The sequence below is a fragment of the Nonomuraea sp. MG754425 genome (assembly GCF_021699195.1).
Taxonomy (GTDB): Bacteria; Actinomycetota; Actinomycetes; order Streptosporangiales; family Streptosporangiaceae; genus Nonomuraea.
The window spans coordinates 15,608-36,979 of sequence record NZ_SSXE01000011.1; the positions used below are offsets into that span (position 1 = coordinate 15,608).

The window sequence follows — 21,372 nt, forward strand, 5'->3', positions numbered from 1 at the left end:
CGAGCGCTTGGTTCAGCCTCGGAGACTCATGGCCGAAGCGGCTTCTGCGCCCACGCCTGGACGAGCAGACTCTCCCTGACGATGGTGCCGGGGTGAGCCAGGTGGTCTCGAAGCATCGAGACGAGGGAGGTCAGGTGTCCCCGGTCGACACCGCGCGACGCCATCCGCTCGCGGAAGAGTTCGGCGAAGTGCAGCAGGAGCACCTGGTACGGGTCATGCGGACGCCAGTAGTAGGTGTGCGCGGCAACCTGGAGGTTGTCTCCGGCTCCGGCGGTTCGCAGGAGTGACGGGAGCCGCGAACCGATCTGCACATCTCCCCCGAAGGCTGCTGCGAGCAGGCCCTTGAGCCGGTCCCAGGCCGGGTGCGGCGGGTCGCACTGCCAGGTCGCCCAGTCGAACTCCTGGATGGCGATCCAGCCACCCGGGCGAGTGGCGGCGACCATCGATGACGTGATCGCTTCGGGGTCGGCGCTGTTGATCAGGAGGAGCCGGCAGTGGACCAGATCGAAGCCGGACCCACCGTTCCATGGCAGCGTCCCGCACGTGACGGAGACGTTGGCCAGCTTTCGCTCCTCGATGGACAGCTCGGCCGAGGTGATCATCTGCTGGTCGTTGTCGAGGCCGACGACGGTGCCATGGGGACCCACCGCATCACTGAGCAGGTCCAGGATGCCCAAGGGCCCGCAGCCGAAGTCGAGGGCGTGTGCGTCTCGAGGCAGAGGCAGACGGCTCAGCAGATCGCGGGAGGCGTCACGGAGAAGATCGCACTGGGCGATCAGCCTCTCGCGTTCGGCGGGTGAGGAGCCCAGCAGGTAGGTGGGTGGGTTCGGTGCTTCAACGCTGTGCGCCACTGTGTGTCCGCCCTTTCGTTGGTGCCGTTCACAGCTTGGTCTGCAGACAACGACTACAACTGAGAGCGACTTTATGACTACATTGAGTATGCATAGCATGGCCGTCAAACGCCGCGCATTCTTTGAGGAGACATGACCATGTTCGAGGACCCCACGTTCCGCGCGGCACGCCCCACCGGAGACGGTCAGCCGCGGGCCGACTCCCTTGCCCGCATCACCGCGATCAGCCCGCTGACATGGAGAACCGTGTGATGGCCGGCCAATCGGCACAGGCCGCTTCCGTTCCTGGTCTCGGCGGCGGCTCCCGTACGAAGACGTCCCCGACGCACCCGCCGGTACGAGGCGGCGCGCCATACTGTCCCGCCGGGCTTCAACCGGTGCCGGTCAACCGTTTCAGCAGCCCGCTCACGCGCATGCTGCTGGCCGGCAACGGATCGACCACGCTGCTGCTCCAGGCACTCACCGGCGGGTCGATCAGCGCCAGTGTCCGCAGCGTGCGCGCCCGGCCCATCGGTCACCTGCCCGACCGCTCACCCGCGCTGCTCCAACTCGCCCCCGGCGCCACCGCCTTCGTCCGCCGCTCTCTGCTGCTGGACCAGCACGGCAGGCCGGTCTCCCGCAACGAGGTGATCATTCCGGCGGGCAACCCCATCGGCCGCTGCCTGGCCGAGGACCTGACGCGCCCCATCGGCCTCAACCTGATCGCCAACTTCACCTATCACGTCCGCGAACCGCTGGTCACGGGCCTGGCACCATGGGACGCCGCTCCGTTCGGCGCACGGCACGAGGCCTCGTCCAAGGCGTATCTCATTCACGCCTCGGGGAGGCCCCTGATGCTCATCTGGGAGATCTACAATCCCGAAGTCGTCTCACCGATCACCACGCAGCGCGGCGAACCGGTGCCGATCGGCTCGGCGTCACACTGGTCGGCGGGCGAGTAGCCGCCCGGGGATGTCCGCTGCCGCGCTGACGTAGAAGTCCCTGATCGCCGCCTTCCAGTCTTCGGCGGGGACGGCGCCGTCGAAGCTCAGTTCTGCGTAGATCCGCTCGACCTGCGGTTCGGCGAAACCCATAGCGATCATGCAGGACAGGAAGTCGGCCCGTTCGACCTGGCCGTCCTCATTCCAGTCGGCCAGGGCGGCGAGGGCGCGGGCGTAGGGCTGGCCGTAGTGGGTGTAGTGGGCGTCGTCGGGGATGGCCGCCGCGTATTCCACGAAGCTGACGAGGCCGTCGGCGTCCTTGCCCGACGTGGTGACCAGCCCTTGCCAATAGGTCCGGCAGCCCTCCCGGAGGGCCGCGGCCTGGACCGAGTCCGGCTTGACGGGGAGCGCGTCCAGCACGCGCCAGGCCAGCAGGTCGAAGTCCGCGGCCTGCAGGTAACCGTCGCCGTTGACGTCCAGCAGCAGGAAACGCGCCCGCAGCCGGGCCAGGCGCGATGGGTGGTCCTCGGACATCTCATGCCTCCCCGTGGGCACCGAAGGGATGGAACCGGGTTCCGGCCATCCCTCACTCACTTTAAGCAACGTTACTCCCACTCTGAGTGATGGCACATCGAATGCCGAGCCCCGTCACCATCGCCCGAGCCTCGCTTCGGCCGTCACTTCGCTTCGGCCGTCACAAGGATCGCCGGGACAGCAGTTGCCCGGGGACGTCGGGAGAGTCGTTGACGTAGTAGTCCTTGATCGCCTTCTGCCAGTCGCCGGTGGCGATCCGGCCCTTGCGCGACAGTATGTTGAACAGTTCCTTGACCCGTTGCAGGTCGAAGCCGATCGCCGACATGCAGGCAAGGAAGTCGGCCGGCTCGACGTACCCGTCGTCGTTGCGGTCGGCCAAGGCGACCAGAGCGCGGGCGTAGGGTTGGCCGTAGACGTCGAAGTGGTCGGAGTCAGGGGTGGTCGCCGAGTAGGCGTCGAAGGTGACAGCGCCGCCCTGCTCCTCTTCGGTGGCGCCGGCAAGTCCCTGCCAGTACGTGCGGCAACCGGTGACGAGCGCGTGGGCCTTGTCCGAGTTCCGATCCATCCCGAGAGCGTTGATCACTCGTTCGGCCAGGCGGTCGAAGTCCTCAGCGCGTAGCTGCCCGTCTCCGGTGACATCCAGGAGCGCGAATCGGGCTTGCAGGCGGGCCAGGCGGTAGGCAGCATTCTCGGACACGTCACTGTCTCCTCAGGTGGGGGCGGTTGCTGAGAGAGATGTTATGAGCACTTTCAGCGACTGAGAACGGGGCTACCAGGAGCGGATGGCTCGCGGTCGTGCCGCACACGACGAAGTCGTGATCATGGAAAGAGCCGAAACGGTGACACAGGACGCCAAAGGAATCGGACACCTCCGCCGCTGGACGGCGTCGTGGATCGGCGCACGGAATTAGGGACAGGTAACTGTCACCTTCAAGCCTGCCCCCGACTCCCCTGAATTGACGCATGCCGATATGGGCATATGATGGCAGCCATGGCACGAGCAGCGACGACGTCGGACGTCTTCAACGCGATCGCCGAGCCGCAGCGCCGGGAGATCCTGGTGCTGCTGCGGGCGGGTGAGCGGCCGGTGACCGAGTTAGCCCAGGAGCTGGGGATGACCCAGCCACGGGCGTCCAAACACCTGCGGGTGCTCCGCGAGGTCGGGCTGGTGCGGGACCGCAAAGCGGGCAAACAGCGCCTGTACGGCCTCGACGCCCGCGGGCTGCGACCGGTCCACGAGTGGACCGGCGGGTTCGAGCGGTTCTGGAACGAGAGCTTCGACCGGCTGGAGGCCTACGTGCAGGACCTCAAGCAGGCAAGTCAGGAAAGGGAAGTAACTGATGAGTGAGACGAGTCAAGGAACGCCGGCGCAGTCCGCGACGGCCGACCGCGAGATTGTGATCTCCCGGGTCATCGACGCCCCACGGGAGCTGGTGTTCGAGGCGTTCACCGAGGTGCGGCACCTGTCGCAGTGGTGGGGGCCGGAGGGATTCACCACCACCACACGGTCCTTCGAGTTCCGCGTCGGCGGAGAGTGGGACTTCGTGATGCACGGGCCGGACGGGACGGACTACCAGGAGTGGATCACCTGGACCGAGATCGTCCCGCCGGAGGGGATCGCGCTGCTGCACGGCGAACACCGCGACGACCCGAACGCCTTCGTGTCGGTCCTCGCGTTCGCGCCCGACGGGGCGGCGACCCGGATCGAGATGCGCACGGTGTTCCCCACCAAGAAGCAGCGCGACGAAGCGGTCGAGAAGTACCACGCGATCGAGGCCGGCGGGCAGACCCTGAGCAACCTGGCTGCCTACGTCACCGAGATCGTCCGGAAGGGAGCCGAGGGCTGATGACCGGGAAGGTGTTCTTCAGCGTGTCGATGTCGCTGGACGGTTTCATCGCACCCGGGTCCCTCGGGGAGCTGATGGGGCGGCAGTGGATGGAACTGCAGCGGTGGATCTTCCCGCAGCGGTTCTTCCGGGAGAACCTGAAGCTCGGCGAGGGTGGTGAGGAAGGGCGCGACAACGACATCGTACGGGAGACGTTCGAGCGCACCGGCGCGAGCGTGATGGGCAGGCGCATGTTCGACGCCGGCGAGCAGATGTGGCCGGAGGAGGCACCGTTCCACACGCCGGTGTTCGTCGTGACGCACGAGAAGCGTGACCCCTGGGAGCGTCCGGGTGGGACCGTCTTCCACTTCGTCAACGACGGCATCGAGACCGCGCTCGACCAGGCCCGGCAGGCCGCCGGCGACCGCGACGTCCGCATCGCGGGCGGCGGGGCGACGATCCTGGAGTACGTGAACGCCGGCCTGGTCGACGAGTTCTCCATCGCGCTCTCACCCGTGCTGTTCGGCTCCGGAATCCGCCTGTTCGAGGGCGTGGACGCGGGCCGCGTGGCTCTGACGCAGGTCCGCGCGGAGCCGACGCAGCGGGCGACCCACCTGACCTACGCGGTGCGGGAGCGGTAACCGTCTCGATCCCCCGACGCACACTGGGCCGGCTACCGAAGTGTCCGGCCGAATCGGCCCCGGGGAGCCGCGTCCGGTGCGCGATCAGGTTTTGACCAGCGCCCGGGTCGCGCCGGCCACGATGGCTGTGGTCAGGGCCCACCCGATGGCGATCAGCAGGTAGGCCAGCCACTGAACCGTTTGGTCGGGCCAGTACCAGGCGGTGCGCTGCCCGAGTCCGCCGATGGGGATCAGCAGGTCGAGGGTGTAGACGAGGGCGTTGAACGGCGCCCCTTCGCCCTTCTTGACCGGGATCGGGGTGTGCGACCCGAACACCAGCGTGGCCGCCGGCACCAGCACCGCCAGCCACACCGCCGCCAGCCAGGGCCGGTAACCGTATCCCACGGTGGCGTCGAACAGATAACCCCACACCCGCGACAGCGGCCGGGCGGTCGCGCGCCGGTGCCGCTGCTTGGCCAGCAGCACCCGGCGCGCCTCGTCGTCGTGGCCGACCCGGCGAAAGTGCCCCGCGAGCTGCTCGTACGGCTGCGCGGCGTAGGCGGGGTTGCGCCGTATCCACCCCAGGCGGGCGGCGGCGTCGCTCCCGTCGAGCGAGTCGTAGGTGAACCCGTGGAGCCGAAGCTCGCTGGGCCAGGTGGCGGCGGCGTCGTAGGCCCAGGACACCTGGACGTTGCGCAGGTCCACCGAGGTTGGCGGGACGGCGAAGCGCAGGTCCAGCTCGGCCGCGCGGGCGCCGACCACCGACAGGGTCGTCAGGTTCGCGCCTTCGAACGACAGCAGGTCCGCGACCTGCACACCACGCAGCCGCACGGCGCCTTCAACGGTGAACGCGCAGCGCATGCTGGAGGCGGTCGCGTTGTCGGCGCCGAAGGCGGTGCCGTCCGGGCAGCTCAGATGGGCGTCCGCCATGAAGAGGCCACCGGACAGCCGCGCCCCGGGCAGCAGCACTCCGCCCTCGGTGCGCATCCGGTCGCCCACGATGGCGCCGTCCATCTGCAGGCCGCCCGCCGACAGCGCGAGCCTGCCCGGGGCGATCACCACGGCGTCGTCCAGACGCAGCGCGCCGGCGATGTGGGTGTGCAGGAGCTGCAGCGGGTTGTAGTCCACGTTCCCGATGATCGAGCGGCGCAGGTCGAGCCGGCCACCGATGCGGGCCGACGGCGCCCAGATGCCGGGCAGGCGGCAGCCGACGAACCCGATGGCCTGGGTGGTGGCCCCGGCCAGACTCACCCGTCCCTCCAGCTCGCAGTCCTCCAACATCAGCAAATGCCGGATCTCACAGCCGTTGAGGATCAGCGAGCCGGTGACGCGTGCGCCCACCACGTTCAGCAGCGACGCCTCGTCGCCGGGTTCGCCCGAGGCCCGCAGCAGCAGCGCCCTCAGCACAGAGGCCCGCACCGTCCGCCGCCTGTCCTTCAGGCCCGACAGGTCCACCCGGCGGCCGGCGGGAAAGCCGTCCCACACCTTTCGTTCGGACGGGGTCAACTCCTCATAGGTGATCATCTGCTGAAGATTACCGAGACGCGATGGTGGGGGGCGGTCGGTCAGGAGGTGGTCATGGCCGGCTCGATGCGGACCGTGAGACGGTCGCCCGCGCCGGAAAGGCTGTCCAGGCCCGCCTCGACGGTGCCGAGGCGGATCAGGCCGGGGTCGGGCACCGTTTGACCGAGGTCGTCGTAGTAGACGGCGATCATCCCGCTCACGGGCCAGAAATAGATGCCGCCGGTGGTGGGATCATGGACCGGCGTGCCGCCCTCGGCCGTGAGCGGGCGCGGCAGCGGCCCCGCTTTCGCCTGCCCCCAGGCGTCCGTCAGGTGCACGGTCAGCGGCAGCATCGCGGTGAACCGCCGCGACATCATCGTGTCGGTCAACGTCGCGGTGACGGCTTGGTCGCCGAACCGCAGGACCACCGGCATCCCCGAGGCGGCGTTCGACGTGCCCGGCGAAGACGTCGGCGGGCCTGCTGAGAACGAGCATGCGGCCAGGGAGGCGGACAGCAGGCAGGCGGCCAGGCGGCGGGTCCACGCGGTGGTGGTCGTGATCATGACCTCCAGCACATCCGGGCCTGCCCGCGGGAGGAAGTCACTCCTGATGGGTGTACGGCCAGTACATCCCACGCGCCGAAGACCCGGCGTACCGTCGTGGCATGGACAACCGGTCCGAAGTGCGCGAATTCCTCACCTCACGGCGCGCCAAGATCACCCCCGCGCAGGCGGGCCTGCCCGTCGCGGGCCGGCGGCGCGTTCCCGGGCTGCGGCGCAGCGAGGTCGCCGCCCTGGCCGGGATGAGCGTGGAGTACTACGCCAAGCTCGAACGCGGCTCCCTGGCCGGAGTCTCGGCCGGCGTCCTCGACGCGATCGCCCGCGCCCTGCGCCTGGACGACGCCGAACGCGCCCACCTGCTCCGCCTCGCGCACGAGGCCGACGGCAGCAACGCCATCCTGCGCCGGCGCCGCCCCCGGCAGCCGACCGTACGGCCCCGCCTGCAGGGGATGCTCGACACCATCACCGCCCCGGCGATCATCGGCAACCACCGCTCAGACCTGCTGGCCGCCAACCACCTGGGCCGGGCCATGTACCACGACCTCTACACCGGCCCGGCCCGGCCGCCCAATTTCGCCCGCTTCACCTTCCTCGACAGCGCCGCCCGCCGCTTCTTCCCCGACTGGGACCTGGCCGCCGACATGACCGTGGCCAACCTGCGTACCGCCGCCGGCCAAGACCCGCACGACAAAGACCTGCACGACCTGGTCGGAGAACTGTCCACCCGCAACGACGACTTCCGCCGCCGCTGGGCGGCCCACGACGTCCGCACGCACGGCACCGGCGTCAAGCACTTCCACCACCACGTCGTCGGCGACCTCACCCTCGCCTACGAGAGCATGGACCTGCGCGCCGAACCCGACCTGTCCATGACGATCTACACCGCCGAACCCGGCTCCCCCTCCGAAGACGCCCTCCGCCTGCTCGCCTCCTGGACCGCCACCCACCCACACACGGAACACACCTGACACGCGCCGACGCCGATCGGCACGGCGGGCGGGTGCTGGAACTCGGGTGCGCTACCGGGCACAAGCTGATCCCCGATGCGCCCGCGCAGGTCACCCGCGGGACGTGGCATCTCTCGACTGACTCCGAGCCCGACTTCGTCGTCGCACCGCTCGACATCAGGAGCATCTTCCCGCAGGAACTGCCGCTGCTCGTCTCGCTCGGCGGCCTTCGGCTCGTCGAGCGCTTCGGCGACTGGTCCGGCCGGCCCTTCGCCGTGGACTCGCCGCTTCAGCTCTGCGTCTGCGAGTCCGCGTGATGGAAGGCGAGAGCATGGTCCCGAGGCTCCGGTGACGAATGGGGGTCAGGGCAGTAGCAGGGCCTTGATGGCGCGGCGCTCATCCATCGCGCGGTAGGCCCCGGCCGCCTGATCCAGGGGCAGGGTGAGGTCGAAGACCTTGCCGGGGTCGATCCGCCGGTTCCAGATGAGGTCGATCAGCTCCGGCAGGTACTGGCGGACCGGCGCGGGGCCGCCGTGGAGGTGGATGAGGGAGAAGAACAGTTCGTCGCCGGGCAGGGAGACGTCGTGGGAGACGCCGACGAAACCCATGTGCCCGCCGGGCCGGGTGGAGCCGATGGCCTGGGTCATCGACTCCTGGGTGCCGACCGCCTCGACGACGCTGTGCGCGCCGAGCCCATCGGTGAGTTCCTTGATGCGGGCGACGCCGTCGTCGCCGCGTTCGGTGACGATGTCGGTGGCACCGAACTCCACGGCCAGCCGCTGGCGGGAGTCGTGACGGCTGATGGCGATGACGCGTTCGGCGCCGAGTTGCCTGGCGGCCAGGACCGCGCACAGCCCCACCGCGCCGTCACCCACCACGGCGACCGTCCTGCCGGGCCCGGCCTGTGCGGCGACGGCGGCGAACCAGCCGGTGCCCAGCACGTCGGAGGCGGCCAGCAGGCTCGGGACCAGGTCAGGCTCCGGCATGCCGGGCGTGGCGACGAGGGTGCCGTCGGCGAGCGGGATGCGTGCGTACTCGGCCTGGGTGCCGATGCCGCCCATCAGCACGCGGTGCACGCACGCGCTCTGGTAGCCCGACCGGCAGATCTCGCAGGTGTTGTCAGAGGCGAAGAAGGAGCCGACGACGAACTGGCCCGGCCTGATCGTGGTGACCTGGCTGCCGACCTCTTCGACGACACCGACGTACTCGTGGCCCATCGGGGCAGGTCCGTCGAGTTGCTCCACCCCGCGGTAAGGCCACAGGTCGGACCCGCACACGCAGGACGCGGTCACCCGGATGACCGCATCGGTGGGTTCGATGATCGCCGGGTCCGGCCGGTCCTCGACCCGGACGTCGCCCGGGGCGTGCAGGACTACTCCGCGCATGATGGATTCCCTTCGGTGTGGTCTCAGTGGCGGGTGCTGGAGCGTGCCGCGCCGTAGTCGGCGTCGCTGACGTGCTCCAGCCAGGTGGTGTCGTCGCCCTCCCACAGGGCCAGGTGGATCATGAAGTGGTCGGGAGCGGCGCCGTGCCAGTGCTCCTCGCCCGGCGGGGTGTGGATGATGTCGCCTGGATGGGCCTCGATCAGTTGCCCGCCACGCGACTGGATCAGCGCGACGCCCGCCACGATGTAGAGGGTCTGGCCGAGCCCGTGGGAGTGCCAGGCCGTGCGGGCGCCCGGCGCGAAGCGGACCATGTTCGCCCGTGCCCGCGAGGCTTCCTCGCCCCGGTAGATCACATCCCACCAGACGTCCCCGGTGAACAGGTCCGCCGGGGCCTTGCTGGTGGGCGGCTGCTTGATGAGCTGCATGGTCGGTCAGCCTCCCGGTTGGATGATCTTCTTCGGTTGGGTCATCGCGTCCGGCCGGCCGGCGCAGCGGGCCGGATGGGTGATCGCGTGCCTGAGCTCCCGAACCTGGCCTGCGCGCCGGTGGGCTTGTCGTTCGGCATCGGCAGCACCTCCTTCAGCCGCCCTGTTTCCGCCAACCGGTTCGGCTATCTGTCCCGGTGGGAGAAGATGGCCTGCTCCACAGCGTTCCTTTGCCCGGCGCGCGCCCGGGACCGGAAGGCCCTGTGTCCCAGTACTGGAGTACTGAAGACGTCGCGACGCCAGGAACGTGGTCTCGGCGAGAGATCGTTCCCACCGTCGATGAACTCAGGCGTGGGCATCAGCAGGCTTGAACACATGCCCACCGTCCACGATCGCCTGCACCGGTTGCTCTACCGGCTCCTTTCGCTGCTTCCCGCCTCCGCCCAGGGTCGCTTCCTCCGCCACTACTTCGAGTGGGTTCATCACGTTCCTGACCCGTGGCGATACGAGACCGAGCCCTATGAGATCGACAAGTACGAGACGACGTTGCGGCACGTGCCCCACGGCGCCTACCGCAGGATCCTGGACGTGGGATGCAGCGAAGGGGCGTTCACCCGCCGGCTGGCCGCTGCGTACCCGGGCGCGGAGTGCTGGGGGGTGGACATCTCGGATCGGGCGGTCAGCCGGGCGGCGGCGAAGGCGGGCGGCGCGGCGCGGTTCGCGACGCTGGACTTGCTCAACGAGGACCCCGGCGGTACCTTCGACCTGGTCATCTGCGCCGAAACGTTGTACTACGCGGGCCGCGGCGAACGGCTGCGCGCGCTCTTCGGGCGGTTCCGTTCGTTCATGGAGCCGGGTGCCGTCCTGGTGCTGGTGCACGAATGGCCCGAGGCCCGCGGTCTCTACCGGCACCTCGACGAGAACCCGGGCTTCCGCAAGGTCAGCGAGCACCCGTACGAGCACCCGGTGCGCCCGTACGCGGTCACCGTGTACGAACGGGTGGAGTCCCGCTCGGCGGCGCATGCCCGTCGTTCGCGTACGCCGCCCTTCCGGGCGCTGCTGCCGGCCGTCGTGCTCGCCGTGGGAACGGCTGCCGCCGGTCGGCCGGTGGTGGACGAGTTGCCTCTCCCGCCCTCCTTCACCGCTCCCGCGCTCCAGGACCGCTACGCCCGCACCGCGTGGCCCGGCCGCCAGTTCCTGGCGTTGAGCCGCAAGGGCGACGGCCAGGCGATCGAGGTCGTGGGAGATCTCGCGGGCGCGGCGAGGGTCATCGTCTACGTGCCCGGCTCCGGGCAGAGTCTGGCCTCCTTCGACGACTCCCCGGAGAGCCCCGGGCGGGCCGCCCACGCGCTCCACGACGAGGCCGCCACCCTGGGCCCGGGGACCGCGGTGCTCGGCTGGCTGGGCTACGACACGCCCGACCTGGTCAACCCGGAGATCGTGACCACCTGGCCGGCGGAGCGGGGGGCCGAGCGGCTGAGGTCCTTGATCTCCGCGCTGCCGCCGAACGTACGGGTCAGCCTGGTCTGCCACAGCTATGGCTCCGTGGTCTGCGGTCGCGCCGTCGCGGGATCACCGGTCGACGACCTCATCGTCACGGGGAGTCCTGGCCTGGGCGTCAGGAGGGTGTCGGACCTGCGTACTCGGGCGCGGGTCTGGGCGGCGCTCGGTGGCAACGACGACGTGTTCCGCCCCGGCGTGCTCATCGGGCCGTTCGGGTTCGGCACCGATCCGGTGAATACCGAGTTCGGCGCGCGGATCGTCGATGGCGGCGACGTCCGGCATCACACGTACCTCAGGCCGGGCAGCCCGACCTTGGCGCGGATCGCGCACATCGCGGTGACGGGGACGGCGCGTGCGTCGTGAGCAGCGCGTCGACGTGCTGCTCGCCGCGTCGGTCACGGCCGGTGTCCTCGGGCAGTGGCTCGTCACCTCCTACGTCGTCACGGACGGCCTGCACGTGACGAGCACACCCATGGCCCTGCCGGAGTGGGCGCCCGTCACCTGGCTGCTGCAGACCCTGCCGGTGTTCTTCTTCGCGAGCGGATACGCATGTGGGGAGCCCCGGAGCGCGCCGCCTCTGAGAACGGTGCCGGCCTTCCTGCTCGCCTGGGCCGCGGGCACGGCCGTCCTGTCGGTCAACGGATTCTCCCTCGCCACCATCCGGGAGATCCTCGGCTCCGTGCTCCAGCCGCTGTGGTTCCTGGTGCCGTACCTGCTGCTGACCGCGATCGCTCCGTGGCTGCGCCGGGCGGTGCTGGGCCATGGCTGGAAGGCGGCTCTCGTTCCCGCGCTCTGCGTGGCCGTCGTCGATTTCCTCCGTTTCACCTGGCCCTCGTCGGGATGGCTGGGCTACGTCAACGCGGTCTCGGTCTGGGCGGTGCCGTTCCTTCTGGGTCTGGCATGGAGGCAGCGCCGCATCAACGGCGCGTGGCTGCTCGGCGGGGGCGGGATACTCGCGGCGGCACTGATCGTCCTCGGCGCTCACCCGATCGGCACGGCGGGCGTGCCGATGCCGGATGTCGCACCGCCGAACGCGGTCCTGCTCGCCTTCGGCTGCGCGCAGTGCGGGCTCGCCGCGTTGGCGGGCGACCGACTCGGCCATCGCGCCACAGGCTTCAGGATCACGGCCGTGATCAGCGACGCCGCGGTCCCGCTCTACCTCTGGCACCAGACGGCGCTCGCCCTCATCTCGCTGGTCACGCTCCGATTCGGCCCGATCGCCGGGCTCACCGGCCAGCCGACCGGCGCGGCCTGGCCGGCACTGCGGCTGGCCTGGCTGCCGCTCTGCGCGACGGTGCTGATCGGGCTGCTGGTGCCGGCAAGCCCGCCGCGGCCCCGACGGCGATTGCCCCGCGCTCGCCACCTGTGATGCCCTGGAGGAATGATCAGCACGATCTGGCGGGATCGCCCCTGGGTGCGCGACGCCGCGACGGCCGCGCTGGTGCTGGCGGCCGAGCTGCTCGGCTTCCCGTATACGGGGTTGGACGTCAGGGTGGTGTCGATCGCGGTGGCGTCGGCGGGACTGATGTTGCTGCGGCGGCGGCAGCCGATCGTCGTGGCCGGGCTCGTCGGCGTGCTCTACCTGGTGGGCACACTGCCGTTCCCCTACGATGCGCCGGTCAGCGCCATGCTCATCGCTCTTTACACCGTGGGCAGACATACCCCGGCGCCTGCCTCGATCGTCACGGCGGCGCTGGCCGTGGCCGGCGGCTGGGTGGTCCACAACATGCCGGCGGCGATCGCGGGCGGCTCGCCCGCGATGATCCTGCCTCTCGCACTGGCCCCGGCGTTGCCGGTGGCGGCCGGGTACATCGTGCGCCTGCAGGCCGAGTTGTCCCACCGGCGTGAGGTGCAGATCGCCGAGAACGCGGTTCGCGCCGAACGCCGCCGCATCGCCCGCGAACTGCACGACGTGATCGCCCACCATGTCAGCGTGGTCGGCCTCTACATGGGCGTGGCCAGGCGGACGATCCCGACCGACCCGGAACGTGCCCGGCTCGCCCTGCTCACCGGTGAGAACACCGCCCGCCAGGCGATGACGGAGATGCGCCGCCTGCTGGACGTGCTGCGTACCGACGGCGAGCCGATCGAGAACCAGGCGGGCGTCGGGGTGGCGCGGCTGCCGGCGCTGATCGAGGAGTCGGGCAACGCGACGCTGGAAGCCTCGGGAGAGGCGGTTGAGCTGCCGACGACCGTGGACCACGCGGTCTACCGCATCGTTCAGGAGGCGCTCACCAACACGCGCAAGCACGCGGACGGAGCACGGGCACGGGTACGGCTGGCGTACCTGCCCGACCTGGTGGAGGTGGAGATCAACGATGACGGGCGACCGCGTCCCGGTGTTGTCCGGCCGGGGCTCGGGCTGGCGGGGATGGCCGAGCGGGTGTCACTGTGCGGCGGTGAGATGCGCGCCGGGCCCGCCCATGAGGGCGGCTTCACCGTACACGCCCGCATCCCACTGCCGGAGAAGACGTGATCAAGGTGCCGCCTGCCTATCGCGCTCAGCGGCCCCGGGCAAGGACCTCACCACGAAGGTGCGGACGTTCGGAACAGCGCGACGGCTCGGGTGCCGATTTTGAAGGATGCCTGGGGGCGTGGCCCGCGGTCCGTGGGAACCTTGCGGCCCCGCACCGTCACCGCGATCACGCTGTCGTGCGGGAGCACGGCCGTGAGCGCCTCGACCAGGCCGGTGACCCCTGCCGCCGCGCTGGGTCCGTGCCAGTGGGTCTGTTCGCCGTAGGGGACGTCGGTGATCACGATGTCGGGTGTGTGGTGGCCGAGTGCCCGCTGGAGCTGGGCGGGGTCGAGCGCGTCGGCTTGGCGCACCGCGTGCGGCACGTCCCCTCCGGCGGCGTCGAGTCCGGCGGCGAGCCGGCGGGCGGCACGCGCGGCCGAGTCGTAGGCCGGTTTGCCGAAGCGGGCGGCGCGCTCTTCCAGATCGGCGGCGCGAGCTGCCAGACCGGCCTGGCTCAGCAGGCCGAGATTGCGTGCGGCCAGGTGTCGCGCTTCGGGGGCGAGGTCGCAGGCCAGCACCGAGGCGATCTGCCGCCGGTACAGCAACGCCAGCACGGTCAGCAGGTAACCGCTGCCGCAGCAGGGGTCCCAGAGCACGGCGGGACGGTCGCCGCCGCGCAGAGCCAGCGCACGCTGGAAGATCTCGCCGGCCAGCCGGACGGGGAACGCGGGAAACCCTGGAGCCGAATGCAGCACCGCGCCGCTGGCCAGGTCCTGATGATTGGTCCGGTCGATCGCGTGGCGGTACGTCATGCGGTCCGGCGGTCGGCCTCGTCCACCACCACGCTCCCCGACGCCGAATGTCCTCGATTCCCCACGAGCTACAGAATAGGGGGAATCTTCGCCCCATCTTGTGTCTCCCGTCATCCCGGCGCGCCCCCGTCCGCTCGAAATTCGATGGCTTCTCCGCAGCAGCCACGGTTAGCGTGTCGCGGTGATCTACGAGCATCCTTTGGCGTACGTGCTCGGGCTTGAGGGCATCGCCCTGATGCGGGCCCACACCGGCGAGCACGACCGTGCGTTCATCGAGAAGCGCCTGTCCGAGATTCGCACGTTCCTTGACGACGACTCCCTTTCCGGCGCCGCGGTCGAGGTTGCCTCCGTGGATACCGTGGAGGGTTACCGGATCTGGTCGCAGACCTACGACGGGCCCAATGCCGCGTTCGACGTCGACGAGCCCTTCATCAGGGAGATCGTCGACGGGCTGCCGGTCGGCGAGGCGCTGGACGCGGCGTGCGGCACCGGCAGGATCGCGGCCTGTCTGGCCGGGCGCGGCCACCGGGTGCGCGGCGTGGACAGCTCTCCCGACATGCTGGAGCGGGCGCGCCGGCGGGTCCCCCAGGCGGAGTTCCACCTGGGGGACCTGTCGTCGCTGCCGGTGCCCAGCGAATCCGTTGACCTGGTGGTCTGCTCGTTGGCGTTGACACATGTGCCCGCGCTGGGCCCGGCCCTGACCGAGTTCGCCCGGGTGTTGCGGCCCGGTGGGCACCTGGTGATCGCCGACATCCATCCCGAGGGCGTGGCCCGGGGGGTGGTCCCGCCCGTTCGGCTGCCCGACGGCCGTCCGGGGAGGGTGGCCACCTACCGCCACCTGGTCGGCGACTACCTGCGGGCCGCGCTGGCGGCCGGACTCCAGGTACGGCGGTGCGAGGAGCCCCTGCACTCACCAGGGGCGCCCGGCGAACGAACCGAGCTCCTGCAGCCGTGGGACGTATGGCCGTGGGCCCTGTGCGACCTGGCGCCCGAGGCGGCGCACGCGGCAATCGTCGGGACGCCGTCGATGCTGTTCTGGCACTTTCAGCGTTAGCAGGTGTGTTCGGTCCGCACAGGCCGGCCGGTTGGAGCCCTTATGCGGTACGACCGAGTTGGTGGATACGCCGCACCCGGCCGTCGTCGGCGACTTCGCCGATCATGATCCATTCGATCACCAGATGCCCGAGCTTGCGATGCTCTGTGGTGAGGCGGCAGCGGGCGCCGAACTCGTGACCGTTGACGAACAGGTCGTCGATCCGCATCTGGACGGACATGACATTCTTGCGGGCCGGTGCCGCGTGGGCGATCAACTGGGCGCGGGTGAGCTCCGTGCCGTCGGTCATCCAGACCGCGTCGTCGGTCAAGGTGCGGGCCGATCCGCCGCGGCCGTGACAGCGGCGAGTTCACGACCGACCTGGAGACCGGCTGGCTGATCGCCGCGACGATCGCGCTCGGCCACGCAGCCGACCATCACCTCCGCATCGGCCGCCTGGATGCGCGGGACGCGGCCAGACAGTTCCGGTCCTCGGTGATGCGCTTGTACGGTGCTGACGATCCCGGCCACAGATGACGCGCGGGACCACGGTGCCGTCGGGGGGTTGCGGATGCGCCCCTGGAGGCGCTCAGCGGCGCGTGCGAACAGTCAGCCGGCCGGCTTCAGGTATCCGGCGGCGGCCAGCCCCGCGAAGGCGACGTCGGTGTCGGTCATCTGCCCGCTGAGCACGTGCTGGATGAACGCGCCGACCGGCATCAGCACGGTCTCGATGAACTCGGCGTCGTCCAGCCTCGGCTCGGCGACTTTCCGGCACCCGCGGGCCAGGACCGCGTGGCGGCGATGCGCGGCATACGACGACAGAAAGGTCTGCATGACCACTTCGAGCGTCGCCGCCTCGTAACCGGTCTCCTCCAGCAGTTCCCGAGCCGCCGCGGCCTCGACCGGCTCGTCCCCGTCAGCGTTTCCGCCCGGCAACTCCAGCAGCACCCGTCCGGGCCCCGGCCGGTACTGCCGGGCCAGCACCACCTGCTCGTCGTCGGTCACGGCGACGACGGCGACGCTCGCGCCGCCCATGAGGATGTCCCACACGTCCTCGTTGCCGTCCGGGTAGCGGTATCGGCGGCCACGGACTTCCAGGAACCCGGCCGGCTCGTCCAGCTCACCCATCAGCGTCCACTCACTGGCCCTGGCATCACCCACCCGACCAAGCCTATGGATCAACTGATCCTGATCGGTGCCGTCAGAGGGAGTGAGAGCTGCTCCGTCCGGCGCCTCGGTACTATTACTCCGCATGACCGAGATCGAGATCACCGCGAACCTGGTCCGCGAACTGCTGCTGGAGCAACATCCAGACCTCGCGGGGCTGACCATCCGCGAGGTGGCGGGCGGCTGGGGTAACCAGATGTGGCGTCTCGGGGACGAGCTGGTCGTACGCATGCAGCGTATGGACCCCACCGCGGAACTCCAGTTCAAGGAGCGGCGATGGCTACCCGTGCTGGGCCCGCGCCTACCGCTCCCGGTGCCGGCCCCGGTGCGGTCCGGCGAACCGTCCGAACGCTTCCCCAAGCACTGGACCGTGCTGACCTGGGTTCCCGGCGAGCCGCTGGACCACGGCTCGATCAGCCGCGGCACCCACGCGGCCGACACGCTGGCGGGCTTCCTCCAGGCGCTCCATGTGGAGGCGCCCGCCGACGCCCCGGCAAGTTCGGACCTCGGCGCTCACCCCAAGGGGTGCACAGGCGGCTTCGAACAGTTCTTGCAGGCCATTGACCCCGACGCCGTCGGCGATGTCCGCGCCGTCCGGGCCGTCTGGGCCGATGCCGTCGAGGCCCCCGAGTGGGAGGGCCCGCCGCTGTGGGTGCACGGCGACCTCCATCCCGCGAACGTCGTCGTCTCGGACGGGACGCTCTCGGGCGTCATCGATTTCGGCGCCTTGTTCGCCGGCGATCCGGCGTGGGACCTCGCCGCCGCATGGGTGCTGCTCCCCGCGGGCACGGCCGCACGGTTCTTCGACGCGTACGCGCACGCGGACGAGGCGGCGATCCGGCGCGCCCGGGGGCTGGCCGCCATGAAGAGCCTCTTCCTGATGCTCATGGGGCAGAACGGAGACCGGGGCCTGCCCGGAGGCAAGCCGCACTGGGGACCCGCGGGCCGGGCGGCACTTGATCGTGTCCTGAAAGGCGTTTGACGCCCGCGCCTTCGAGCTTGTCCTCGATCTCGGCCGGCGCGCCGTGGCTCATGTGCCGGCCGATCGCCCCATGCCGTCGGCCGTCGAGCCGGGATCGCGGACCGGCGGCGCGTGTCACCTCGACACACGAACCCGGCACCCGCTAGAAGTGGACCAAGGCGGGAAGGGGGACGGTCATGCAGGCTCCGAACACGGCGACGTCCATCACGCACAGCAACGTGCGCCTGCAGATTCCCGTGCCCGGCTCGTTCGCCGAGGCGATGGGCACCTACGAGAGGCTCGTACCCGCCCTGGACGCCGCCCGCGTCGAGGATCTCGTCCGGCGGCAGGCGTCGTGGGACGAGGTGATCGAGCAGGCCCGCGAGAACGCCCCGCACGGTTTCGTGATCTTCTGGCGCTTCGACATCACGCCACTCATGAGCCTGGCCGGTGACGAGTGGCCGTGCGTCCAGTACCTCATGGGCAACCACACGATCGCGCAGCGGATGTTCCACCACGACCCCGCGATCATGCTGAGCGCCCCGCTCCGCACGGTGCTCTGCGCCGGCGCGTCCGGTGTCGTGACGTTGCAGGTCGACCTGCCCAGCAGCCGCTTCGGCAGTTACGGCAACCCCGAGATCGCCGCCGTGGGACGCGAGCTCGACGACAAGCTGGCCGGCCTGCTGGATGCGCTCGGCGCCCCGGTGCCGCGCGAACTTCGGGCTCGACGCTGACGAAGCCGATGTTCTCGTCGAGCCGGTAACGTGATCACGATGACGGACACCCGGCTGACCGCCCACCATGACGTTTCCACGGCCATGGCCCGCTACGGCGACCGGGAGTTGGCCGATCTGCTGGAGCGCGCGGCCGTGCCGCTCGGAACCGGCATCGGCGGGACGTCCGCGCGGCTGGAGGTCGGCGGCACCTCGGTCTTCGTCAAACGCGTGCCCCTCACCGAGCCCGAACTGCGCCACCCGCACTCGACGGCCGACCTGTTCGGGCTGCCGCCGTTCTGCCAGTACGGCATCGGCTCGCCCGGCTTCGGCGCCTGGCGCGAGCTGGCCGCGCACACGATGACCACCGAGTGGGTGCTGTCCGGCCGCTGCCCAGGCTTCCCGCTGCTGTATCACTGGCGGGTGCTGCCTGACGCCGAGCCCGCCCCGCTGTACGGAGAGCTGGCCGACATCGATCGGGCGGTCACGTTCTGGGAGGGCGAGCCCGGCGTGCGCCGCCGCCTTGAGGCGCTGGCCGGGGCTCCGGCGAGCCTGACGCTCTTCCTGGAGCACTTCCCGTACAACCTGCACCAGTGGCTGGAGGAGCGGGTACGCGCGGGCGACGCCGACCGCGCGTGCGCCCTGGCGGACCAGGGGTTGCGTGCGGCCGTGTCCGTCATGAACGCGGGCGGCCTGCTGCACTTCGACGCGCACTTCAAGAACGTCCTCACCGACGGGCGCCGCTGCTACCTGACCGACTTCGGGCAGGCCGTGTCGTCCCGATTCGACCTGTCGGAGGGGGAACAGCTCTTCTATCGCCGGCACCTGACCTACGACCGCACCTACACGCTGACGTACCTGGTGAACTGGCTGGCCGGCGCCTTCCACGGCGCCGACTGGCCGGGGCGGCGCGAACTGGTGCGGGACTGGGCGGCGGGAGAGCGGCCGGCCGGCGTGCCCGGCGGGGTCGCGGCCCTGCTGTCGCGGCACAGCCCGCTGGCCACCGTGCTGAACGACTTCTACCACGAGCTGCAGAGTGAGAGCAGGAAGACGCCGTACCCGCTGGAGGAGATCCGCCAGGTTGCCGAACGGCACGCCCTGCCGATCGGCTGAAGGTCACCTCCCGCTCGGGTGAGACCGTCCTTCCCCTGACCTCCAGGCCATCAGACGGAGGGACGGAACCGGCGCACGGGCGCAGGCCCGTACGTGCGTGACGGCGGATCTCAACCTCGACCCGCGTCCACGGACTCCTGTACCGCGCCCGTGCGGTGCTGCTGGATCTTGGCGCGTTCACTGTGTCGCGCCGGCCTGGTCGATCGGACGGGGCAGGGGCTCGGCGCCGGTGCGTCTGGAGAGATGCCGGACGCCGGGCACCGTGAGGGCCCCGAGAGTCGCCAGGATGATCAAGGCTGCCGCGGCGTCGAGCGTCGTGGTGATGCCGATGGCCGCGGCGAGTGGCCCAGCCACGATCTGCCCGAGCGGAATGGCGGCGTAGGAGCACACGGCTTCGAAGGAATAGACGCGGGCGAGGACCTCCGGGGGAATGTTCTCCTGCAGGGAGACATCCCATGCCACCCCGAACTGCTCGATCGCCAGACCGCCTACCAGCATCCCGGCCGATAATGCGACGAGGTGCGGTTGGTGCGCGAGCATGAAGACCGGTACGGCTGTGACCGCGGCGAGCGCCGCGCCGTACCGCAAGGCCCTCTTCGGTTGCCAGTGCGCGGCCAGTACGCCCCCCAGCACGGCGCCCAGCATCTGGGCGGAGGTGACCAGCCCCCATGCCGTACGTCCGATCGTGTCGTCGGCGATCACCGGGCCGAGCACCTGGACGGCTCCCGACAACACCGCGTTGAGCACCAGGAACTGCAGGCCGATCGCGATCACCCAACTGCGGCTGCTGAACTCCCGCCACCCTTGGTACAGCTCGGCGAGCGGTCGGCTGCGCGGCCGGCCCGACGTCGTGGGAGTGCGCACGCCCGCGAAGCATCCTGCCGTCACCACGAAAGTCGCCGCGTCGATGGCCAACGCCCAGCCGGAGCCGACCGTGGCGACCGCCAGGCCGCCCGCCGACGCACCGATGATCATCGCGCTGTACATGCCGGTCCTGACCAGGGCGTTGGCCTCGCGGAGCAGATCAGCCGGAACCGTCTGCGGCATGATCGCCGACGCGGCCGGCATCGTCGCCGCCGTTGCGGCGCCGTTGATCGCACCCAGGGTGGCGAGCAGCGGGATGGAGGCGAACCCACCGAGCACGCCGACCGCGGCGACCATCTGGCTGGCCGCCGCGAGCAGCGCGGCGCCCTCCAGGATCAGCCTGCGCGGCAGCCGATCGGCGAGGACCCCTCCGAAGAGCATCAGCGCCACGCTGGCGATCGCCCGCGTGGCGACCACGAGGCCGAGATCGGCCGCCGAACCGGTCAGATCCAGCACGGCGAAAGCCAGCGCGACCGGGGCCATGCCGTTGCCCAGGTGGTCGATCGTCCTGGCCGCGGCGAGCCACCGGAAGTTCTTGTGCCGTAAGGGCTGGACCGCGCGGCTCACTGCTCGTTCATCTCGAACAGGGCCATGGTGGTGCTGGTGCGGATCGTCCCCGACGCGTGCGGCGGCATGGCTCCGGCGTGCAGTCGGCGGGCGAGTTCGAGCGCCGCCGTCCGGATCTCCGACCACAACTCCGGCGTGACCCACAGGTCGGCGTCGACGACCGCGTTCTTCGACCCCGGTTTGAAGCTGTCGGCTCGCCGGCGCAGTTCGGTGCTGAGCGCGGCGGCCATCAGCACCTGCTCCTCGCCGATCGTCATGGGCATGTTGGCCCCACTGGACGGGTCGTGGCCGTAACGCTTGGCCTTGCCCCCTCGCACCGAAACCTCTTCCATCACCTCGACCAGCCCTGCCTGGCGGAGCATGCGCAGGTGGTAGCTCACGTTGGCTTGCGTGTCGCCCAGTTCGCGGGCGAGTTCCGCGGCGCTCATGCTGGTGCCGGTCAGCAGCGACAGGATCCGTAGTCGAAGCGGATGGGCGAAGGCGCGCAGACGTGCGGTGTCAGAGTCGTGCATGCCGGCATTGTTCACCACCTGATACGGAAAGCGCAAACATGTCTTTGGGAGTCAGGGCGGGCACCGGTCCGAGCCGATCGAGCAGCAGCCCAGGTGCAGCA

At 70.2% G+C, this 21,372-nt stretch carries 25 protein-coding genes; 13 read left to right on the forward strand and 12 right to left on the reverse strand.

Annotation, left to right across the window (positions count from 1 at the left end; all coding sequences use genetic code 11):
* Window positions 1-26: 26 nt before the first annotated feature.
* Window positions 27-950: a class I SAM-dependent methyltransferase gene (locus FAF44_RS05900; protein WP_237102063.1), complete on the reverse strand. Its 924-nt coding sequence runs from the start codon at window positions 948-950 to the stop codon at window positions 27-29.
* Between the two features lie 278 nt (window positions 951-1,228).
* On the opposite strand from FAF44_RS05900, the gene FAF44_RS05905 reads away from it, so the two are divergent.
* The gene (locus FAF44_RS05905; protein WP_237101986.1) at window positions 1,229-1,792 is read left to right on the forward strand and encodes a chorismate pyruvate-lyase family protein; all 564 of its coding nucleotides are present in this window, start codon (window positions 1,229-1,231) and stop codon (window positions 1,790-1,792) included.
* Here the strand turns inward: FAF44_RS05905 and FAF44_RS05910 are convergent.
* Both FAF44_RS05910 and FAF44_RS05915 read right to left on the reverse strand, forming a co-directional pair.
* A complete protein-coding gene (locus FAF44_RS05910; protein ID WP_237101987.1) occupies window positions 1,769-2,305 on the reverse strand; it encodes an EF-hand domain-containing protein in 537 nt (178 codons plus the stop codon). The genes FAF44_RS05905 and FAF44_RS05910 overlap by 24 nt on opposite strands.
* Before the next feature lie 160 nt (window positions 2,306-2,465).
* A complete protein-coding gene (locus FAF44_RS05915) occupies window positions 2,466-3,002 on the reverse strand; it encodes an EF-hand domain-containing protein (RefSeq protein WP_237101988.1) in 537 nt (178 codons plus the stop codon).
* Between the two features lie 294 nt (window positions 3,003-3,296).
* Between FAF44_RS05915 and FAF44_RS05920 the strand changes: the two genes are divergently transcribed.
* The 3 genes from FAF44_RS05920 to FAF44_RS05930 are packed head-to-tail and all read left to right on the forward strand — an operon-like array spanning window position 3,297 to window position 4,772.
* Window positions 3,297-3,653 (forward strand): metalloregulator ArsR/SmtB family transcription factor, encoded by a 357-nt coding sequence (locus FAF44_RS05920; protein ID WP_237101990.1) that lies wholly within the window; start codon window positions 3,297-3,299, stop codon window positions 3,651-3,653.
* Window positions 3,646-4,152: an SRPBCC family protein gene (locus FAF44_RS05925; RefSeq protein WP_237101992.1), complete on the forward strand. Its 507-nt coding sequence runs from the start codon at window positions 3,646-3,648 to the stop codon at window positions 4,150-4,152. The genes FAF44_RS05920 and FAF44_RS05925 overlap by 8 nt, the downstream gene beginning before the upstream one ends.
* Window positions 4,152-4,772: a dihydrofolate reductase family protein gene (locus FAF44_RS05930; RefSeq protein WP_237101993.1), complete on the forward strand. Its 621-nt coding sequence runs from the start codon at window positions 4,152-4,154 to the stop codon at window positions 4,770-4,772. Before FAF44_RS05925 ends, FAF44_RS05930 begins: the two co-directional genes overlap by 1 nt.
* An 84-nt stretch (window positions 4,773-4,856) precedes the next feature.
* Here the strand turns inward: FAF44_RS05930 and FAF44_RS05935 are convergent, their stop codons facing one another.
* Window positions 4,857-6,275 carry a hypothetical protein gene (locus FAF44_RS05935; protein ID WP_237101995.1) on the reverse strand — a complete coding sequence of 473 codons (1,419 nt, stop codon included), beginning with the start codon at window positions 6,273-6,275 and terminating at the stop codon, window positions 4,857-4,859.
* A 41-nt stretch (window positions 6,276-6,316) separates the two neighbouring features.
* On the reverse strand, window positions 6,317-6,817 hold the full coding sequence (locus FAF44_RS05940; protein ID WP_237101996.1) for a cyclophilin-like fold protein: 501 nt from the start codon (window positions 6,815-6,817) through the stop codon (window positions 6,317-6,319).
* Between the two features lie 101 nt (window positions 6,818-6,918).
* On the opposite strand from FAF44_RS05940, the gene FAF44_RS05945 reads away from it, so the two are divergent.
* A complete protein-coding gene (locus FAF44_RS05945; protein ID WP_237101997.1) occupies window positions 6,919-7,782 on the forward strand; it encodes a helix-turn-helix transcriptional regulator in 864 nt (287 codons plus the stop codon).
* Window positions 7,783-7,814: 32 nt separating this feature from the next.
* The gene (locus FAF44_RS05950; protein ID WP_237101998.1) at window positions 7,815-8,078 is read left to right on the forward strand and encodes a hypothetical protein; all 264 of its coding nucleotides are present in this window, start codon (window positions 7,815-7,817) and stop codon (window positions 8,076-8,078) included.
* Window positions 8,079-8,123: 45 nt separating this feature from the next.
* Here FAF44_RS05950 and FAF44_RS05955 read toward each other — a convergent pair whose 3' ends face one another.
* The gene (locus tag FAF44_RS05955) at window positions 8,124-9,146 is read right to left on the reverse strand and encodes a zinc-dependent alcohol dehydrogenase family protein (RefSeq protein WP_237101999.1); all 1,023 of its coding nucleotides are present in this window, start codon (window positions 9,144-9,146) and stop codon (window positions 8,124-8,126) included.
* A 23-nt stretch (window positions 9,147-9,169) separates the two neighbouring features.
* On the reverse strand, window positions 9,170-9,571 hold the full coding sequence (locus tag FAF44_RS05960; protein ID WP_237102000.1) for a cupin domain-containing protein: 402 nt from the start codon (window positions 9,569-9,571) through the stop codon (window positions 9,170-9,172).
* 375 nt (window positions 9,572-9,946) lie between these two features.
* Between FAF44_RS05960 and FAF44_RS05965 the strand changes: the two genes are divergently transcribed.
* Genes FAF44_RS05965 through FAF44_RS05975 form a run of 3 tightly spaced genes read left to right on the forward strand, consistent with a single transcriptional unit; the run spans window position 9,947 to window position 13,550 of the window.
* Window positions 9,947-11,437, forward strand: coding sequence for an alpha/beta hydrolase (locus tag FAF44_RS05965; RefSeq protein ID WP_237102001.1), 1,491 nt, complete (start codon window positions 9,947-9,949; stop codon window positions 11,435-11,437).
* Window positions 11,427-12,443, forward strand: a complete 1,017-nt coding sequence (locus tag FAF44_RS05970; RefSeq protein ID WP_237102002.1) for an acyltransferase — start codon at window positions 11,427-11,429, stop codon at window positions 12,441-12,443. Before FAF44_RS05965 ends, FAF44_RS05970 begins: the two co-directional genes overlap by 11 nt.
* A gap of 12 nt (window positions 12,444-12,455) precedes the next feature.
* On the forward strand, window positions 12,456-13,550 hold the full coding sequence (locus tag FAF44_RS05975; protein ID WP_237102003.1) for a sensor histidine kinase: 1,095 nt from the start codon (window positions 12,456-12,458) through the stop codon (window positions 13,548-13,550).
* Window positions 13,551-13,597: 47 nt separating this feature from the next.
* On the opposite strand, the gene FAF44_RS05980 is transcribed toward FAF44_RS05975, so the two are convergent.
* On the reverse strand, window positions 13,598-14,341 hold the full coding sequence (locus FAF44_RS05980; RefSeq protein WP_237102004.1) for an rRNA methyltransferase: 744 nt from the start codon (window positions 14,339-14,341) through the stop codon (window positions 13,598-13,600).
* A gap of 181 nt (window positions 14,342-14,522) precedes the next feature.
* On the opposite strand from FAF44_RS05980, the gene FAF44_RS05985 reads away from it, so the two are divergent.
* Window positions 14,523-15,395: a class I SAM-dependent methyltransferase gene (locus tag FAF44_RS05985; protein WP_237102005.1), complete on the forward strand. Its 873-nt coding sequence runs from the start codon at window positions 14,523-14,525 to the stop codon at window positions 15,393-15,395.
* Between the two features lie 40 nt (window positions 15,396-15,435).
* Here the strand turns inward: FAF44_RS05985 and FAF44_RS05990 are convergent, their stop codons facing one another.
* On the reverse strand, window positions 15,436-15,705 hold the full coding sequence (locus FAF44_RS05990; RefSeq protein WP_237102006.1) for a hypothetical protein: 270 nt from the start codon (window positions 15,703-15,705) through the stop codon (window positions 15,436-15,438).
* Window positions 15,706-15,983: 278 nt separating this feature from the next.
* Window positions 15,984-16,535: an NUDIX hydrolase gene (locus FAF44_RS05995; RefSeq protein ID WP_237102007.1), complete on the reverse strand. Its 552-nt coding sequence runs from the start codon at window positions 16,533-16,535 to the stop codon at window positions 15,984-15,986.
* A 91-nt stretch (window positions 16,536-16,626) separates the two neighbouring features.
* Here FAF44_RS05995 and FAF44_RS06000 point away from each other — a divergent pair, with 91 nt between their 5' ends.
* The 3 genes from FAF44_RS06000 to FAF44_RS06010 all read left to right on the forward strand — a co-directional run bounded on the left by FAF44_RS06000 (window position 16,627) and on the right by FAF44_RS06010 (window position 19,328).
* Entirely contained in the window at window positions 16,627-17,523 is an 897-nt protein-coding gene (locus FAF44_RS06000) for an aminoglycoside phosphotransferase family protein (protein WP_237102008.1), read from the forward strand.
* 176 nt (window positions 17,524-17,699) lie between these two features.
* Complete coding sequence (locus FAF44_RS06005) at window positions 17,700-18,236, forward strand: DUF302 domain-containing protein (RefSeq protein ID WP_237102009.1); 537 nt, start codon at window positions 17,700-17,702, stop codon at window positions 18,234-18,236.
* Window positions 18,237-18,275: 39 nt separating this feature from the next.
* Entirely contained in the window at window positions 18,276-19,328 is a 1,053-nt protein-coding gene (locus FAF44_RS06010; RefSeq protein ID WP_237102010.1) for a protein kinase family protein, read from the forward strand.
* A 177-nt stretch (window positions 19,329-19,505) separates the two neighbouring features.
* On the opposite strand, the gene FAF44_RS06015 is transcribed toward FAF44_RS06010, so the two are convergent.
* Complete coding sequence (locus tag FAF44_RS06015) at window positions 19,506-20,759, reverse strand: MFS transporter (protein ID WP_237102011.1); 1,254 nt, start codon at window positions 20,757-20,759, stop codon at window positions 19,506-19,508.
* Complete coding sequence (locus tag FAF44_RS06020; protein ID WP_237102012.1) at window positions 20,756-21,271, reverse strand: metalloregulator ArsR/SmtB family transcription factor; 516 nt, start codon at window positions 21,269-21,271, stop codon at window positions 20,756-20,758. Before FAF44_RS06020 ends, FAF44_RS06015 begins: the two co-directional genes overlap by 4 nt.
* Window positions 21,272-21,372 lie beyond the last annotated feature (101 nt).

Excerpts from the sequence above, each read along its gene's own strand:
- FAF44_RS05900 (WP_237102063.1), bottom strand. The coding sequence starts at position 950 with ATGCTATGCATACTCAATGTAGTCATAAAGTCGCTCTCAGTTGTAGTC.
- FAF44_RS05910 (WP_237101987.1), bottom strand. The coding sequence starts at position 2,305 with ATGTCCGAGGACCACCCATCGCGCCTGGCCCGGCTGCGGGCGCGTTTC.
- FAF44_RS05920 (WP_237101990.1), top strand. The coding sequence starts at position 3,297 with ATGGCACGAGCAGCGACGACGTCGGACGTCTTCAACGCGATCGCCGAG.
- FAF44_RS05925 (WP_237101992.1), top strand. The coding sequence starts at position 3,646 with ATGAGTGAGACGAGTCAAGGAACGCCGGCGCAGTCCGCGACGGCCGAC.
- FAF44_RS05930 (WP_237101993.1), top strand. The coding sequence starts at position 4,152 with ATGACCGGGAAGGTGTTCTTCAGCGTGTCGATGTCGCTGGACGGTTTC.
- FAF44_RS05935 (WP_237101995.1), bottom strand. The coding sequence starts at position 6,275 with ATGATCACCTATGAGGAGTTGACCCCGTCCGAACGAAAGGTGTGGGAC.
- FAF44_RS05940 (WP_237101996.1), bottom strand. The coding sequence starts at position 6,817 with ATGATCACGACCACCACCGCGTGGACCCGCCGCCTGGCCGCCTGCCTG.
- FAF44_RS05945 (WP_237101997.1), top strand. The coding sequence starts at position 6,919 with ATGGACAACCGGTCCGAAGTGCGCGAATTCCTCACCTCACGGCGCGCC.
- FAF44_RS05955 (WP_237101999.1), bottom strand. The coding sequence starts at position 9,146 with ATGCGCGGAGTAGTCCTGCACGCCCCGGGCGACGTCCGGGTCGAGGAC.
- FAF44_RS05960 (WP_237102000.1), bottom strand. The coding sequence starts at position 9,571 with ATGCAGCTCATCAAGCAGCCGCCCACCAGCAAGGCCCCGGCGGACCTG.
- FAF44_RS05965 (WP_237102001.1), top strand. The coding sequence starts at position 9,947 with ATGCCCACCGTCCACGATCGCCTGCACCGGTTGCTCTACCGGCTCCTT.
- FAF44_RS05975 (WP_237102003.1), top strand. The coding sequence starts at position 12,456 with ATGATCAGCACGATCTGGCGGGATCGCCCCTGGGTGCGCGACGCCGCG.
- FAF44_RS05980 (WP_237102004.1), bottom strand. The coding sequence starts at position 14,341 with ATGACGTACCGCCACGCGATCGACCGGACCAATCATCAGGACCTGGCC.
- FAF44_RS06000 (WP_237102008.1), top strand. The coding sequence starts at position 16,627 with ATGACCGAGATCGAGATCACCGCGAACCTGGTCCGCGAACTGCTGCTG.
- FAF44_RS06005 (WP_237102009.1), top strand. The coding sequence starts at position 17,700 with ATGCAGGCTCCGAACACGGCGACGTCCATCACGCACAGCAACGTGCGC.
- FAF44_RS06010 (WP_237102010.1), top strand. The coding sequence starts at position 18,276 with ATGACGGACACCCGGCTGACCGCCCACCATGACGTTTCCACGGCCATG.
- FAF44_RS06020 (WP_237102012.1), bottom strand. The coding sequence starts at position 21,271 with ATGCACGACTCTGACACCGCACGTCTGCGCGCCTTCGCCCATCCGCTT.